The sequence below is a fragment of the Snodgrassella communis genome (assembly GCF_914768045.1).
Taxonomy (GTDB): Bacteria; Pseudomonadota; Gammaproteobacteria; order Burkholderiales; family Neisseriaceae; genus Snodgrassella; species Snodgrassella communis.
This window is the reverse complement of sequence record NZ_CAJZCD010000002.1, coordinates 221,329-237,710: the sequence shown is the minus strand read 5'-3', so window position 1 is coordinate 237,710 and position 16,382 is coordinate 221,329. Positions and strand designations below refer to the sequence as shown.

At 41.5% G+C, this 16,382-nt stretch carries 15 protein-coding genes and 1 tRNA gene; 10 read left to right on the top strand and 6 right to left on the bottom strand.

What is annotated here, in order from left to right:
- Positions 1-133 precede the first annotated feature (133 nt).
- The 5 genes from putP (at position 134) to secF (ending at position 5,732) form a co-directional block, all read left to right on the top strand.
- Entirely contained in the window at positions 134-1,621 is a 1,488-nt protein-coding gene (putP, locus tag MJ761_RS03105; RefSeq protein ID WP_176715017.1) for a sodium/proline symporter PutP, read from the top strand.
- A 125-nt stretch (positions 1,622-1,746) separates the two neighbouring features.
- Positions 1,747-2,421: a RadC family protein gene (gene radC / locus MJ761_RS03100; RefSeq protein WP_093090824.1), complete on the top strand. Its 675-nt coding sequence runs from the start codon at positions 1,747-1,749 to the stop codon at positions 2,419-2,421.
- A 125-nt stretch (positions 2,422-2,546) separates the two neighbouring features.
- Positions 2,547-2,846 (top strand): preprotein translocase subunit YajC, encoded by a 300-nt coding sequence (yajC, locus tag MJ761_RS03095; protein WP_037405563.1) that lies wholly within the window; start codon positions 2,547-2,549, stop codon positions 2,844-2,846.
- Positions 2,847-2,936: 90 nt separating this feature from the next.
- On the top strand, positions 2,937-4,790 hold the full coding sequence (gene secD, locus MJ761_RS03090; protein ID WP_093090482.1) for a protein translocase subunit SecD: 1,854 nt from the start codon (positions 2,937-2,939) through the stop codon (positions 4,788-4,790).
- Between the two features lie 6 nt (positions 4,791-4,796).
- On the top strand, positions 4,797-5,732 hold the full coding sequence (secF, locus tag MJ761_RS03085; protein ID WP_093090484.1) for a protein translocase subunit SecF: 936 nt from the start codon (positions 4,797-4,799) through the stop codon (positions 5,730-5,732).
- 175 nt (positions 5,733-5,907) lie between these two features.
- Here secF and MJ761_RS03080 read toward each other — a convergent pair whose 3' ends face one another.
- Entirely contained in the window at positions 5,908-6,549 is a 642-nt protein-coding gene (locus MJ761_RS03080; RefSeq protein ID WP_093090486.1) for a hypothetical protein, read from the bottom strand.
- A 196-nt stretch (positions 6,550-6,745) separates the two neighbouring features.
- Here MJ761_RS03080 and MJ761_RS03075 point away from each other — a divergent pair, with 196 nt between their 5' ends.
- Positions 6,746-7,099: a Spx/MgsR family RNA polymerase-binding regulatory protein gene (locus MJ761_RS03075; RefSeq protein WP_093090488.1), complete on the top strand. Its 354-nt coding sequence runs from the start codon at positions 6,746-6,748 to the stop codon at positions 7,097-7,099.
- Between the two features lie 20 nt (positions 7,100-7,119).
- Positions 7,120-7,857 (top strand): UDP-2,3-diacylglucosamine diphosphatase, encoded by a 738-nt coding sequence (locus tag MJ761_RS03070; RefSeq protein ID WP_093090490.1) that lies wholly within the window; start codon positions 7,120-7,122, stop codon positions 7,855-7,857.
- Between the two features lie 424 nt (positions 7,858-8,281).
- Here MJ761_RS03070 and rho read toward each other — a convergent pair whose 3' ends face one another.
- Positions 8,282-9,544, bottom strand: a complete 1,263-nt coding sequence (rho, locus tag MJ761_RS03065; protein ID WP_037405575.1) for a transcription termination factor Rho — start codon at positions 9,542-9,544, stop codon at positions 8,282-8,284.
- Between the two features lie 731 nt (positions 9,545-10,275).
- Between rho and MJ761_RS03060 the strand changes: the two genes are divergently transcribed.
- Entirely contained in the window at positions 10,276-10,797 is a 522-nt protein-coding gene (locus tag MJ761_RS03060; RefSeq protein ID WP_093090492.1) for a BamJ family beta-barrel-assembly machinery protein, read from the top strand.
- A gap of 59 nt (positions 10,798-10,856) precedes the next feature.
- Here MJ761_RS03060 and MJ761_RS03055 read toward each other — a convergent pair.
- The 4 genes from MJ761_RS03055 to MJ761_RS03040 form a co-directional block, all read right to left on the bottom strand.
- Positions 10,857-10,932 (bottom strand) — tRNA-Asn (locus tag MJ761_RS03055).
- Positions 10,933-11,054: 122 nt separating this feature from the next.
- Positions 11,055-11,969, bottom strand: coding sequence for an acetylglutamate kinase (gene argB / locus MJ761_RS03050; protein ID WP_037405577.1), 915 nt, complete (start codon positions 11,967-11,969; stop codon positions 11,055-11,057).
- 238 nt (positions 11,970-12,207) lie between these two features.
- Positions 12,208-12,654, bottom strand: a complete 447-nt coding sequence (gene ruvX, locus MJ761_RS03045) for a Holliday junction resolvase RuvX (RefSeq protein WP_369796815.1) — start codon at positions 12,652-12,654, stop codon at positions 12,208-12,210.
- A 7-nt stretch (positions 12,655-12,661) separates the two neighbouring features.
- On the bottom strand, positions 12,662-13,240 hold the full coding sequence (locus MJ761_RS03040) for a YqgE/AlgH family protein (RefSeq protein WP_037405581.1): 579 nt from the start codon (positions 13,238-13,240) through the stop codon (positions 12,662-12,664).
- Between the two features lie 214 nt (positions 13,241-13,454).
- On the opposite strand from MJ761_RS03040, the gene gpmI reads away from it, so the two are divergent.
- Both gpmI and MJ761_RS03030 read left to right on the top strand, forming a co-directional pair.
- Positions 13,455-14,978 (top strand): 2,3-bisphosphoglycerate-independent phosphoglycerate mutase, encoded by a 1,524-nt coding sequence (gene gpmI / locus MJ761_RS03035; RefSeq protein ID WP_093090496.1) that lies wholly within the window; start codon positions 13,455-13,457, stop codon positions 14,976-14,978.
- The gene (locus MJ761_RS03030; RefSeq protein WP_093090498.1) at positions 14,978-16,273 is read left to right on the top strand and encodes a murein hydrolase activator EnvC family protein; all 1,296 of its coding nucleotides are present in this window, start codon (positions 14,978-14,980) and stop codon (positions 16,271-16,273) included. Before gpmI ends, MJ761_RS03030 begins: the two co-directional genes overlap by 1 nt.
- Positions 16,274-16,382: the final 109 nt, after the last annotated feature.

Here is a 16,382-nt window from a genome sequence, read left to right as displayed (position 1 = left end):
TACAAATGTTTATTAAAATACTAAACTATTGATATTATTATTTTAATAATTTGTCATGCGTTTTAGCATGAAACTGTTATGCTAAAGCCAGCTTACTATTTTTTTAATTTTATAAACGGGGTTTGTCAAAGATATGTCCTTACCAATGATTGTCACCTTTGCTGTGTACATTTTAGGAATGATCGCAATTGGTTTTTTTGCCTATCGATCAACGCAAAACTTTGGTGATTATATTTTAGGTGGACGGCGTATTGGCAGCATGGTGACAGCACTTTCAGCTGGTGCTTCCGATATGAGTGGCTGGCTGCTGATGGGGCTGCCGGGGGCTGTATTTTTGTTTGGTATTTCACAAAGCTGGATTGCTATTGGTTTGATAACTGGAGCCTATCTGAACTGGTTATTGGTTGCCGGCAGACTACGTGTTTTTACTGAAATTAATCATAATTCATTAACCTTACCAGACTATTTTGCTCACCGCTTTGATGACAACAGCTCATTGCTGCGCATCATTTCAGCAGTAATCATTCTTATCTTTTTTACTATTTATTGTGCATCCGGCGTAGTGGCTGGGGCTAAATTATTTGAAAGTACTTTTGGTATGAGTTATGGCTGGGCGATGTTAGCAGGAGCCGGAGCGACCATTACTTATACATTTATTGGCGGTTTTTTAGCTGTTAGCTGGACAGATACCATTCAGGCTAGTTTGATGATGTTTGCCTTGATTTTAACGCCAATCATGGTGATGATAAACGCTGGCGGTTTTTCTGACGCCATAGCTTATATTGAGTCTCTTAATCCAGAATATACAGACCTATTTGCTCATATGGATGTGATTGCAATAATCTCGTTGCTTGGCTGGGGCTTAGGCTATTTTGGGCAGCCTCATATTTTAGCCAGATTTATGGCCGCTGATTCGCACGAAGTAATGAAAAATGCACGTCGCATCAGTATGACATGGATGATTCTATGCTTAGCCGGTGCCATTACCGTTGGTTTTTTTGGAATAGCGTTTTTTGCTAATCATCCTGAACTGGCTTATCTGGTTAATAATGGCAAGCATGAACGCATATTTATAGAGCTATCAAAATTATTATTCAATCAGTGGGTTGCTGGCATAGTTCTGGCAGCAATTCTTGCTGCGGTAATGAGCACATTAAGCTGTCAGTTATTAGTCTGCTCAAGTGCCCTAACAGAAGATTTTTATCGAGCTTTCTTCAGACCAAAAGCAAAAGAAAGAGAGCTTGTCTGGGTTGGACGGATTATGGTCTTATTAGTATCTGTGATTGCAATCTTATTAGCGATTAATCCAAATAATAGCGTTTTAGATTTAGTGAGCCACGCGTGGGCTGGCTTTGGTGCCGCATTTGGTCCGATTATCATTTTCTCAGTATTTTGGTCGCGCATGACACGTAATGGAGCATTAGCCGGTATGATTGTTGGTGCGATAACCGTATTAGTGTGGATCTATTTTAAATGGTTTGATCTGTATGCACTGATTCCCGGATTTTTGTTTGCTTCAATTGCTATTATAATTTTTAGCTTATGCGATAGAAAACCCAGTGAAACAGTGAAATTTCATTTTCAACAAGCATATAAACGCTATCATAACCAAGAAGAGTAGATTTATCTTAAAAAATGCGCTGAGTTGGAAGCTGTTTAGTGAAGTGAGAAATTTATACCCAGAGCCAATTTATTTTATTGTCAAGTTATATTATGATTATGTCTTTAAATGACAATAACGTAATAATGAGCATTAAGCACTGGCCGCAACATGACCGTCCACGGGAAAAACTTCTTAAACTAGGTGCTACGGCCTTAAGTGATACTGAGCTACTTGCTATTTTACTGCGTACTGGTACACGTGGCATGAGTGCGGTAGACCTTGCCCGTGAGCTCATCTCAAAAATGGGCAGTTTACGAGCCTTACTGGAAGCGGACTGTCAGCAGTTGTGCCAGCACCATGGCATGGGTATGGCCAGTTATACCCAATTTGCCGTTATTCGCGAAATCAGCCGGCGCATGCTGGCAGAAGAAATGCAACGTCGCCCTGTTTTTACCCAGCCCGAAGCTGTAGCTGATTACCTACGTCTACACATTGGCCATGAAAAAGTTGAAGTATGCGTAGCATTACTGCTGAATCAGCGCAATGAATTAATGCATACCATCGAGCTGGCACGAGGTACCATCAATGAGACCAAAGTATATATCCGTGAAGTTGCTACCACCGCTTTAAATCATCGCGCAGCCTCAATCATTCTAGCTCATAATCATCCGGGACAATCTGCAATGCCTTCAAACAGTGATATCCAGTTTACCAAACAGATAAAAGCTGCATTGAACCTGCTGGAAATACGGCTGCTCGATCATTTCATCATCACCGCTGAAAAGATAACCTCTATGGCAGACTTAAGCCTGTTGTAACAACCTTAATAGCCAGAGGCGGTTTATTCACCGGTACTGCCGTTCAAAACTGGATAAAATTACCATTGCCGATTACAATGTCTGGTTTAATAGCGTTATTTACCTAAATCATACGGAGTATCCCCATGATTGATTTTGCTTATGCTGCAAACTCTGCCGGTTCACAGAGTAGCCTCATGCAATTTTTACCACTTTTATTAATTCTCGTTATCTTTTATTTTCTCATCATTCGTCCGCAGCAAAGCAAGCATAAAAAACATCAGCAGATGCTAACTGAGTTGAAAAAAGGCGACAAAGTTATCACTTTGGCAGGCATTGTCGGCAAAATTACCAAAGTTAATGAACAATACTTTACTCTGGAAATTGCACCAAAAGTAGAGGTTGAATTTGAACGCAATGCCATCAGTGGCAAAGTACCAGAATAAAATCAGTTTTCCTGCCGCAACTTTAAAGTTGCGGCCTTTATTTTCTTCACCTAAATTCTAAAACAACAGTCTGCAAGCAAGGCAGCAAATATGAATCGTTATCCTTTGTGGAAATACCTGCTTATCATCGTTTCAATAATACTGGGGCTGTTATATACCATTCCCAACTTCTTTGGCGAGATACCGGCAGTCCAAATCTCTACCAACCGTCAGGCCATTACCATTAATGAGCAAACCGAAAATTCGGTACAACAGGCACTTGCTGCGGCACATATCCAGCATCAGGGCATGTTCATCGCCGATGGTAGCTTAAAAGTACGCTTCAGCGATACTGAGACTCAACTCAAAGCGCGCGATGCCATTGCAGCCAAATTCGGCGATGGTTATATCGTGGCATTAAACCTATTGGCCAATACTCCTGAATGGATGGAAAAAATCCATGCCAAACCTATGTTTCTGGGTTTAGACTTACGTGGTGGTGTACATTTCACCATGCAGGTTGACATGGAATCAGCTGTAGACAAAACGCTCGACAGCTATGCCGGTGATATTCGTCGCCAGCTACGCAAATTACAAATTCGCAGTGGTAATATTGTTAAAAAAGGACAAACACTGATCGTACCATTTCAATCCGCTACTGATGCCAATACAGCCGTTTCAGGATTAAAGAAATATCTTAACGACGCTACACTCACCCTAAATGGCGACCGGCTGATTGTGAGCCTGAGTAACACAGCGCTAGCCAGAATTCGTACCGATGCAGTGACACAAAATATCAATACCCTGCATAACCGCGTTAATGAACTAGGCGTAGCAGAACCTGTTATTCAGCAGGCAGGACCGGATCGAATTGTAGTACAGCTCCCCGGTGTTCAGGACACCGCCAAAGCTAAAGATATCATTGGCCGTACTGCCACCCTGCAAGTGCGTATGGTGAGTGACGACCCAAATCAGTATCAGCAGGCATTGCAGGGACATAGTCCAGACGGTTATGAACTGCTGTCATCAGCTGGCAATGGTGCCCCAACGCTGGTCAGCAAACAGGTTGAGCTAACTGGTGACAACATCAATGATGCACAGGCCAGCTTCAATGACCGAGGCCAACCGGGTGTAAGCGTGAATTTTGATAGCACAGGTGCCAGCATCTTTGCCGACCTTACCCGCAACAATGTTGGCAAACGTATGGCCATGGTTCTTATTGATCAGGGCAAAGCAGAAGTCATTACAGCTCCGGTAATCAATGAACCTATTCCCGGCGGCAAAACTATCATTTCGGGCAATATGAATATTGCCGAAGCCAATGATACCGCCTTGCTGCTGCGTGCGGGTTCTCTGGCAGCACCTATGAAAATTATCGAAGAACGTACCATTGGTCCATCACTGGGTAAGGAAAATATTAGCAAGGGCTTCCATTCAACCCTATGGGGTTTTGTAATAGTAGCCGTATTCATGATGCTTTACTATCGGCTGTTTGGCCTGTTTTCAGTAGTTGCGCTGTCATGTAATTTGCTGTTTTTAATTGCCATCCTGTCTGCTATGCAGGCTACTCTAACCCTACCAGGTATTGCTGCTATTGCTCTTACACTGGGTATGGCCATCGACTCAAACGTATTGATTAACGAGCGTATTCGCGAGGAATTACGACATGGTAATACACCGCAGATATCAATTAACGCTGGTTACGATCATGCTTGGCATACCATTGTGGATTCAAACATCACTTCACTGATTGCCGGTCTTGCCTTACTGATTTTTGGTTCAGGCCCTATCCGTGGTTTTGCTGTAGTGCACTGTCTGGGGATTCTTACTTCCATGTACTCATCCGTAGTGGTGTCACGTGCCATTGTTAACTTGTGGTACGGCCGCAAACGTAAATTGAAAAGGCTGTCTATTGGCCATGTCTGGGTTGCTGATAACACTTCCAGCAGTAAAAGTAGGGCTTAATTAATTATGGAATTCTTTAAAATCAAACGCGATATCCCGTTTATGAGCTATGGCAAGCTAACAACGGCGATTTCATTAATTACTTTTATTCTGGCTGTATTTTTTCTCGTCACACGCGGTCTAAATTTTTCTGTTGAATTCACCGGTGGCACTGTGATGGAGGTAGAGTTCAAACAGAGTGCCGATTTAAACAAAATTCGCAGTGAGCTAGAAGGACTGAAATTAGGCGAAGTACAGGTGCAGGCACTGGGTACCAATAAGCAAATTATGATTCGCTTACCCAATAAAGCCAATATGACTTCTGCGCAACTGTCTAATCAAGTAATGGATTTGCTCAAACAGCATCAACAAGGTGTCAGTTTACGACAGGTTGAATTTATTGGGCCGCAGGTTGGCGAAGAGCTGGTTACTCATGGCTTGTTAGCTCTGGGTATGGTAGTTCTTGGCATCATCATTTATCTGTCTATGCGTTTTGAATGGCGTTTTGCTGTTTCTGCCATTATTGCCAATATGCACGACGTGGTGATTATTCTAGGCTGCTTTGCTCTATTTCACTGGGAGTTTTCTCTTACAGTACTAGCCGGAATACTGGCCGTACTTGGTTATTCAGTGAATGAATCGGTAGTAGTATTTGACCGTATCCGCGAAAACTTCCGCAAGCCGCAAATGCGTGGTAAAAGTGTTCCAGCCATCATTGACAACGCTATTACCGCAACAATGAGCCGAACCATCATTACCCATGGTTCCACTGAAGCAATGGTTATTTCCATGCTGATTTTTGGTGGCGCCGCCTTGCACGGTTTTGCTATGGCCTTAACTATTGGTATCGTATTTGGTATTTACTCTTCTGTGCTGGTAGCTAGCCCGTTACTACTCATGTTTGGCTTAAATCGGCAGAATCTGGTTAAACCACCAAAACGTAAGGAAGAAGCCGTAGTATAAATTGTATTATTACCGTGCCGTCTATTAATAAAAAATATCTCCAGACTGAATACTTTTCTGGAGATATTTTTTTGACTGTCAGCCTAAATTAGCAAATCTGATTGTACTACCTAACATTACCGAATCAGTAGCTGAATTTATCAATAGGCTGTAAACAAATATAGCAGGCTTTAATTTAATGCAGTACGCGCTCGTCTTTCCAACCTTTATCTGTTAAAACTAAAATAGCAGTACGACGTTGAGGCTCCTGTAAAGTTTTCCACCAGTTTTCATCTGTCGTTTTGAGTAGATGTTCTGCCCATTTTTCTGGTACAAATTTCGCATCATAGACTACCTTGGTAATGGTTACACCATTTGCCGGTGTCGGTTCAGTAAAGAGCACAATTTTATCGACTTTTTGTGTACCGAGACATAACAGGCTTCCCTGTGCATTATTCAGCATATTGGCTTCACCTTTAGCGGTACGATAGTATACAGCCTGCGCAATATCAGGTTTACCATCCACTGTCAGAGTAGTATCTTTACCTTTTTCATATAAATCTGCATCTGTAAGAATTTCCATCTGTTTCAAAGCAGTTTTATTAATTTTGTCACCATCACTATTTTTTTTGGCAATGCGAATTTCTTTACTGCCAAGAGTAACCATATTACTCATGCTTCCCTGAGCATTATCCAGCACCAGATTAACGGCCATACAAACCTTGTCGTTCTTGGCAAATTCATTAATCGCTTCTGTAAAATTATTTTTACTCGCCTCCTGCTTACCACCACAGGCTGCCAGCAACAGGCTCACAGCAAGTATACTAATCTTCTTCATTCCGGCCTTCCTCATCAAAAATAAAAACTGGACTGATTAAAGCATACTGCCAATATGTCAGATTAGCAACGCAGCCGGCATAACAGAAGCTTGCTAACACAATATTGAACAGCCAATCAAGCATAAAACCAACACTTAAGCTAGCATGAACAAACCGGTATAATACTAACCTAACTGAACATACAGGTTTTCATACATGAGTATCCGAATTTATGGTATCAGCCAATGTAATACAGTAAAAAAAGCGCGCCAGTGGCTAATAGAGCAGCATATTAGCGCTGAATTTATCGACTTCAAAAAAATACCACCTACAATCACAGACCTTCAACACTGGCTTACGCAAATTCCTAAAGAAACACTGATTAATCGTAAAGGTACCACATGGCGCAAATTAAGTGCCGATGAACAGCAGAATGCCCTAAGCAGTAATGAAGCAGCAATAAACCTAATGATGAATCAGCCTTCTGTAATTAAGCGACCCGTACTAGTAAACAATCAACGCGTACTGGTTGGTTTTGATGTACAACAGTATACTGAATTTTTAGCCTGACATTTCCAGAAATACAAACAATGAACACCACTATCTTTATCTCTGATTTACATCTGTCTGAACAGACGCAGCCATTAACAGAATTATTTCAGCACTGCCTGCAACAATGGCAAAATAATATTGATGCTTTATATATACTGGGCGATTTTTTTGATGTCTGGATTGGTGATGATGACAACAGCGAATTTATTCAGCTCATCAAAACTCAGCTAAAAAACTTCACAGCTAACACCCCAGTATATTTTATTCATGGTAATCGCGATTTTTTGCTGGGCGAACAATTTGCAGCTGAAAGTGGTATTAAGCTATTGACAGCACCGAAGCTGATAAATCTCTATGGTCATGATTATATAATCATGCATGGTGATGAATTATGTACTGATGATGTGGCCTATCAGCAATTTCGTACCCAGTCCCGCAATCCGCTATGGCAAATGGCAGTACTGAGTAAACCCATCGCAGAACGGCGTCTGCTGGCTGGACAAATCCGACAAATGAGTGAAACACGCAAAAATAATGAAGGCAAGAGTGAAATTTCCGACGTGACTGAAAATGCCATTCAATCATTAATGGCTAACTATGCTCAGTCCACGCTACCTACACTGATTCACGGCCATACACACCGTCCGGCAGTGCATGAGTCACAGTTAAACAATCAGCCTTTCAAGCGTTATGTCATACAGGACTGGGCTGAAAACTACGGTGGCTACCTGGCTATTGACGCAGAAGGCGTACACGTACACGATCTGAAACGCTAAACAAATATATTGGTTGTGGTAATAATGTAGTCAGTACTATAACCAATATATTATTTCGGAAAATATTTACATATCAGTTACTTCGTCCCGACACTCATCGATCAGCAGGACAAGCCATTCTGCATTTGGATAATAGCAGTCGTTGCACGGACAATGTTTTGCAACATTACCGTTATACAAAATCCGTATGGCACTATTATTACTTCTCAACCATTTTTATTTGTACTATTGATCAATACATACAGTATTAATTGCGCTCAATTTATGGCTGGAATATTTAGTATTTGTATACACCGCTATTCAGTAGTAAATTTTGCAAACTTACCTAAACTGTAAAGCTAGAACATAGTCAGATTTTAGTAGCAATGGTTTAAAAAAACCGTGTTTATAGAACTAAACACGGTTTATATGAACTGGAAACTGTCTACTTGCTGCCACGCATCAAATCAAAAAAATCTGCATTATTTTTAGACTGCTTCAATTTATCAATAATAAATTCCATTGCTTCAATATCATCCATCGGATGCAGGAATTTACGCAGCAGCCACATTTTTTGCAGATGGTCATTGGAAACCAGCAATTCTTCACGACGTGTACCAGAACGATTAATATTGATTGCCGGAAACAGACGTTTTTCAGCCATACGTCGATCCAGATGCAATTCCATATTACCCGTGCCCTTGAATTCTTCATAAATCACGTCATCCATACGGCTACCAGTTTCAACCAGAGCTGTAGCGATGATGGTTAATGAGCCACCTTCTTCCACATTACGGGCAGCACCAAAAAACCGTTTGGGTCGATGCAGAGCATTGGCATCAATACCACCGGTAAGAATCTTGCCAGAAGCAGGAATAACGGTATTATAAGCACGCGCCAGACGAGTAATTGAATCCAGCAGAATGATGACATCCTTTTTATGTTCAACCAAACGCTTGGCCTTTTCCATCACCATTTCTGCTACTTGTACATGGCGGGTAGCTGGTTCATCAAAGGTAGAAGAAACTACTTCACCACGCACTGAGCGAGTCATTTCGGTTACTTCTTCCGGACGTTCATCAATCAACAGTACAAGCAATTCTGCATTAGGATAATTAGCGGTAATTGCATGGGCGATGTTTTGCAACATTACTGTTTTACCGGATTTTGGCGGAGCCACTAGTAATGCACGCTGACCAAAACCAATCGGAGCAATCAAATCAATGGCGCGGCCAGTAAGATTTTCGCCAGATCGAATATCCCGCTCTAGCACAAACTGGCGATCTGGAAATAACGGTGTCAGGTTTTCAAACAGAATTTTATGTTTGCACACATCCGGGTTATCACCGTTGATTTTATCAAGGCGTACTAGTGCAAAATAACGTTCGTTATCCTTAGGCACACGTACACTGCCTTCAATCGTATCACCAGTATGCAGATTGAAGCGACGAATCTGGCTTGGGCTGACATAGATATCATCTGGACCGGCCAGATACGATGTATCCATACTACGCAGAAAACCAAAGCCATCAGGAAGAATTTCCAGCGTACCAGAACAGGTAAACGCCTCTCCCTGCTTCATTTTGATTCGTACAATCGCAAAAACAAGATCTTGTTTACGTAAACGATTGGCGTTTTCAATGCCAAACTCCTCAGCTATGCCCAATAGTTCAGACACATGTTGGTTTTGTAATTCAGAAACGTGCATAAAGATATAAATGAACTTATTTATTAGAATTTAAGATAAAATGAGTCGACAGACTCAAAATAATTTAGGTCACCGATTCTTATATACATAAGAAATGTAAAAGAATAGTAAGGTTTTTATTGAATGTCGATTTGATTTAAACCTGCCACAATTGACATTAAAAAGATTTAGAATTGACCTCTTCTTATAAGATCTAATTCTATTCTGCGTGTCTGATAGTGTCAAGTTATTATCAACATTCAAATAACACTGGCAACAAGCATACCTGTAAAATACAAATCTGACATCCAAAATTACTGTTCAATAAAATTGGCATAACTAATTTTCTTATCAGTCCACATAAACAGCCCAGCAAAGCTATAATTCTGGTTAATATAAATTGTATATTGTTATATTAGCCGTTTATTTTTAAGCTTATACTGTTATTCAGTGCTTTAACTTACCTTATTTTTAAATTTAGTGTTTAAGTGTAAATTAAAACTAAAGGTATCAGAAAGACAACAGCTATAGCCGATTCGAACTGTCCAAACAAATTACCATTATCAGTTTTTGCAAAATTCGTTTTATGGCATTTCATTCAACCCTACTCTAAGTAATATCTCTTATTAACCAGATGTACCCATTCCATGTAGAGCTGAATGCTTAAAACAGATACTCTTTTGTACAGAACAGAAATTTATTTTTCCTGAGGCTGCTATAATTACTCTTCTTCCAATATTAAGAGAGAAATTATGAAACGCTGGTCTTTCACTATTATAGGAATCACTACTTTGCTGGCTATATCGGCCTGTAATTCCACTGATAACAATTATAAAAATACCGGCAGTGAGCCGGTAGCTGTTACCAAATCGGCTGCCACAAACCCACAGGTGGCAGGAGATGAGTTTCTGGCCAAAAATAAAACGGCAACAGGCGTAAAAACCACTGCTTCAGGTTTGCAATACAAAATTAATCATGCAGGTTCAGGTAAGAAACCTCAGGCTACAGATATGGTTACCGTCCAGTACGAAGGTCGCTTAATTGATGGCACCGTATTTGATAGCACCGCACAACGGAATAATAAACCAGCCACATTCCCACTTAATGGCGTAATACCGGGCTGGACTGAAGGTCTGCAATTAATGTCTGAAGGCAGTGACTTTACCTTCTACATTCCGGCAAATCTGGCCTATGGTGATCAAAGTCCGACTAGTGCCATTCCGGCTAACAGCGTATTAATCTTTGATGTAAAACTAATTAAAGTTGGTATGTAATCAATTATTAGAATCAGCAATGAGAAAAGCACTCAAACATTTGAGTGCTTTTTTTAATCTGGCTCCCCGACCAGGGCTCGAACCTGGGACCTGCGGATTAACAGTCCGTCGCTCTACCGACTGAGCTATCAGGGAATGAGGCGAAATTATAGCGTTTGTAATTTTACTGTCAAGCTTTTTAAACGCATTTGATACTAAAATTTTATTAAATCTTTAATTTCACGATAATTAAATACCACCAAGCAGATCAAATCAGATTACTCTGCCTGTTCATCCCGGCCAAGAATCATCGTACCAACCCCTTTATCAGTAAATATTTCCAGCAACAAAGCATGGGGGACGCGCCCATCAATAATATGAATATTGTGCACGCCATGCATAGCGGCTTGCAATGTAGCATTGATTTTAGGCAACATACCATTTTGCAAAGTGCCATCGGCGATTAAAGCATGGATATCAGCGGGAGTTAAGCGGGTAAGTAACTGATTGTTTTTATCAAGCACACCAACAGTATTGGTAAGCATAATCAGCTTCTCTGCTTCCAAACTTTCTGCCAGCTTACCGGCTACTACATCAGCATTAATATTAAAAGCTTCACCCTGCTCGCCTACACCAATAGGCGCAACAACAGGAATATAGCCATGCTCTACCATTTTTTTAATCAAAGCTGTATCAATCGCCTCAACCTCGCCAACCTGTCCGATATCCTGCTGTGCATTTTCAGGTGTTGCCACAAACATTTTCTTTGCTTTAATAAAATGATTGTCACGGCCAGTAATTCCCACTGCATGGCCACCATGTTGATTCAGTAGAGAAGTAATTTCCTTATTAACACAGCCCCCCAGTACCATTTCCACAATATCCATGGTTTCACTATCTGTTACCCGCATACCTTGAATAAAGTGATTTTTCTTACCTACTCTCTGTAACAATTCATTAATCTGTGGGCCACCGCCATGTACAATAACCGGATGAATCCCTACTAGCTTAAGCAGCACCACATCCTTAGCAAAACTTTCCTTCAATTGCGGATCAGTCATTGCATTGCCGCCATATTTAATTACCATAGTAACGCCGGAAAAGCGACGAATATACGGCAATGCCTCAGCGAGAATATTGGCTTTAGTTTTGGCTTCAATAGTATTAAGGTTGATAGTACAGTCTGTATTCATCATTTCTCCTAGTATAGGTGAATCATTTCTCTGCTTAATGAAATTAAGTTTATCGCCGGTTCAGATAAAATAAAACCCTATTTTGTCATAAGAAAATGATTTCGGATAATCGAAATATCCAAAGAAGGCAAAATGATAGGCTGGTTTTACCTATCATAGAATAAAAGTAGAACAGACTACAGACAAACGTACATTGAAAATAAGTGAACTATCTGGAAAACAGCTCAACTAAAATTAATTAATCCAGTCGTGCTTGGCTGGCTCCGGCACTAAAAAAAGTAGTCAGAATAGCCTGTGCTGCTACCTGATCCAATACCTGTTTGCGCTTTCTGCCAAATACGCCTGCCTCACTTAACAAGCTGTCGGCCACGGCTGAAGTCCAGCGCTCATCTACCCAATATACGGGTAAATGAAAGCGCCCATGTAGCCGGTTACCGAATCGACGGCATAAAGAAGTTGCCTCATCAGCTGCGCCATCGGCATGAGTAGGTAAACCAACAACCAGTACTTGAGGCCGCCATTCTTTAATTAGTGCTGCAATACGGCTGAAACATTGTTCATTGCTGACAACTTTAATAGTCTCCAGTGGATGTGCTGTGGCCAGCTCCGCTTCACCGACTGCCACACCAATTCGTGTGGTACCAAAATCAAAGCCAAGTACAGTACCATACTGAATAGGAGGAATAATTGTCTCAGGCATGTCCTACCAATCCACTCAGATTAGTAATATCAATATTTAATAGCTGCAAGGCTGCTTTATAACGTTGTTTATAAGGCATATCAAACAGAATCTGCATATCAGCAGGCGTTGAAATCCAGCTATTATTCGCCAGTTCCTGCTCTAGCTGGCCAGCAGACCAGCTAGAATAGCCAATAGTGGCGACAGCTTTATTTACTTCATTTTCCTGCGTAAGACCCATAATAATATCGCGTGATGTAGTGATAGCAATATCATCAGTAACCATTAAACTACTTTCCCATGATCCGGCAGGAGTATGTACCAAAAAGCCACGGTCTACCTGAACCGGTCCGCCCATCAATACGTTTTGTCCATGAAAACGCTCAGGAGTTGGTGTCTTGGCTGAATCAAACAGCAAATCCATCATAATTGGAGATGGTTTGTTTACAATAATGCCCATTGCACCGTCTGCACTATGTTCACACAGATAAATCACGCTTTCTTTAAAAAACGGGTCTTCCATCGCCGGCATGGCAATGAGAAAGTGATTGGCCAGAGAAAAACTTGAAGGAGTGCCTTGTTGTGCAGCCATATTGTGCTATTCCATGAAAATGATATCAGACTATACAGAATTAATTTATTGTTAAATTGGGTCTGTCTGGTTGTTTCTCAAGCCAGTGCTTTTCGCTATAATCCTATCTTACTCTAAACAAGATTATTTTATCCGGTACTTAAACCGTATATCTACTGATATTGCTGGTAGGCTATATTCAAAGCAGCCACACTCCATCACAGAAAGGCCAACTGTGTCATTAATCAAACCTATTGTTCTTTTAATTCTGGATGGTTTCGGCCATCGCGCCGATGGTGATGACAACGCTATTTTACTAGCACATACACCACATATAGATAATTATCGCCAGCATTATGCTTATGGCACTATTGATGCTTCCGAACGTATGGTTGGATTACCTATCGGCCAGTTTGGCAATTCCGAAGTAGGCCATCTAAATATCGGAGCCGGACGGATTGTGCCACAGGATATTACCCGTATCGATATGGCAATTGAAGACCATACCCTTGAACACAATTCTGTATTGCAACAGGCATGGAAGAATCCCAATCGCACAGTCCATTTGTTAGGACTGTTTTCTGATGGTGGTGTACATAGTCATATAGAGCATTTTTTTGCGGTAATGGACGCGGCAATAGCCGCAGGCATGCAAAAAATTGTTATTCATCCATTTCTGGATGGCCGTGACACTCCGCCTCAAAGTGCACATCCTTATCTACAGCGTCTGGAACATTATATGCAGCAGCATCCGCAAGTTTTATGTGGAGCAGTAGTTGGACGCTTTTTTGCCATGGATAGGGATAACCGCTGGGATAGAATAGAGGCTGCATACAACGCATTGTTTGGTGATGCCCCCTATCAGGCTGCATCACCCACAGCGGCACTGGAAGCAGCCTATGCGCGTGGCGAACAAGATGAATTTATCAAACCCACAGTTATCAGCCCAAAAGTTGGCCTAACCGATGGTGATGCCATTTTATTTCTTAATTTCCGTGCAGATCGTGCGCGTGAATTAACTCAGGCACTCACCTTTAGCAATTTTTCCGGTTTTGAGCGTAAGTATCGTATACAGCCCGGATATTTTGCCAGCATTACTGCTTATGGCACACAGTTTACCCATCCTGCGATGTTCGAGCGCCAGACGGTAACTAACGGTCTGGGCGAATTTCTGGCAACACAGGGACTTAGACAGTTACGCATAGCAGAAACTGAAAAATACCCGCATGTAACCTATTTTTTCAGTGGTGGAAGAGAAGAACCATATATTGGTGAAGAGCGGATTATGATACCTTCGCCCAAAGTCACCACATATGATTTGCAACCAGAAATGAGCGCCATTGGCATTACCGAGCAGATTATTGACAGCCTGCAGCATCATCGCCATGACGTTATTATCTGTAATTTTGCCAATGGTGACATGGTTGGTCATACAGGTTCACTTGATGCAGCCATTAGAGCCGTCGAAACGCTGGATAGCTGTGTAGCTCGTGTGGTTGATACAGCACTGGCCGTCGGCGGAGAAGTTATCATCACCGCTGATCATGGTAACTGTGAACATATGTATGATGAGCATAATCAGCAGCCACATACTCAGCATACAATTGAACCTGTACCGTTTATCTATATTGGCCGTAAAGCAATCATTCACACCGGTGGTGCACTGAAAGATGTGGCTCCGTCATTATTAACTGCTCTGGGACTGACACCCCCAGCAGAAATGACTGGGCAAAACCTGATTGAATTTGTAGATAAATAATGAAATCTCTACTCAGCCTTTACCTGATCTGTTACAGCATTGTTACTTCTGTGGTCATGGCTGCCAATAATCAGAAGATACAGCCAACTGGTGAGCTGAGACAGGTACATCAGGCCATATCCGTAACCCAGAATCAGATTACAAAAACCACCGTTGAGCAGAAAAAAATTGATGCTTCGATGGCTGCAACAGGTCAACAGCTGGAGCGTGCTAAGAATGAACTTAGCCGTATCCAGCAGCAGCAACGAGCCAGCATGCGGCAATTGCAGATACTGCAAACTAATCTGGATAAAACCCGTACTCAGATTACAGAAACACAGACCCAGATAGCACGTCTGCTTAATGCACATTATCGCAACCGTCAACCCAACAGTGTGTATTTAATGCTTAAAAAAGACTCTTCTGATCAGAAAGGTCGATCTTTGCAATACATTCGTTATCTGAATGAAGCGAATGAAAAGGTTATTCAACGTCTACGCAAACAGCAGTTGCGTATGAATGCCCAGCAACAGGCAGTAAATACCCAACAAAAACAGCTAGCCGCATTACGGCAACAGCAACAGCAGATTATTAACAAACTGCATGCACAACATGCAAACCAGTTAAATAAATACAGCGTTATCAACCAGCAGTTATCAGCACAACATAAACAGCTGCAATCATTAAAGGCTGATGAAAAACGATTGAATAAACTATTAAGCCGCCTGTCTGCGCAGGCAACCATGCGCCGACTGGCACACACTCCTGCCAAATCCAGCAAAGACAATCCTGATAAATCTAAAACTTCAGCTCAGGCACATACAACCACCAATAACAATATTAATCCAGACAACACCAAACTAATCTCTACTTTAACCGCAGAAGACATGGCATTGCAGGCTACAGAAGGTATCCAGACACCGATAGTTAAAGGGCTAGCTCAAAAACAAGGGCGTCTGCCACGGCCTGTTAACGGCACTATCGCCGGAAAATTTGGAGAAAGCAGACCCGGTGGCGGTATCTGGAAAGGTCAGTTTTTTGCCTGCAACCATGTCTTAGTGCATAGTATTGCCAGCGGTACTGTCGCCTATGCGGCCTTTTTACAGGGCTATGGCAATACTGTTATTATTGATCATGGTGAAGGCTATATCAGCATTTATACAGGCTTGTCTTCAATCAGCGTCTCAACCGGCAACAAGGTTGGAGCTAGTCAAAACATTGGTATCAGTGGTCATTTACCAGATGGTCAAAATGGATTATATTTTGAAATTCGTTACCATAATCAGGCAATGAACCCATTATCATGGTTACGCTAAAACTCATTATGGCATTATTCTATTACCTCAGGTAACTTTATAGTGTACACTTTGCCCGGTTTAGAATTTTTGTGAATCCTGTTACAAACAGGACATTTATCCCCTGAAT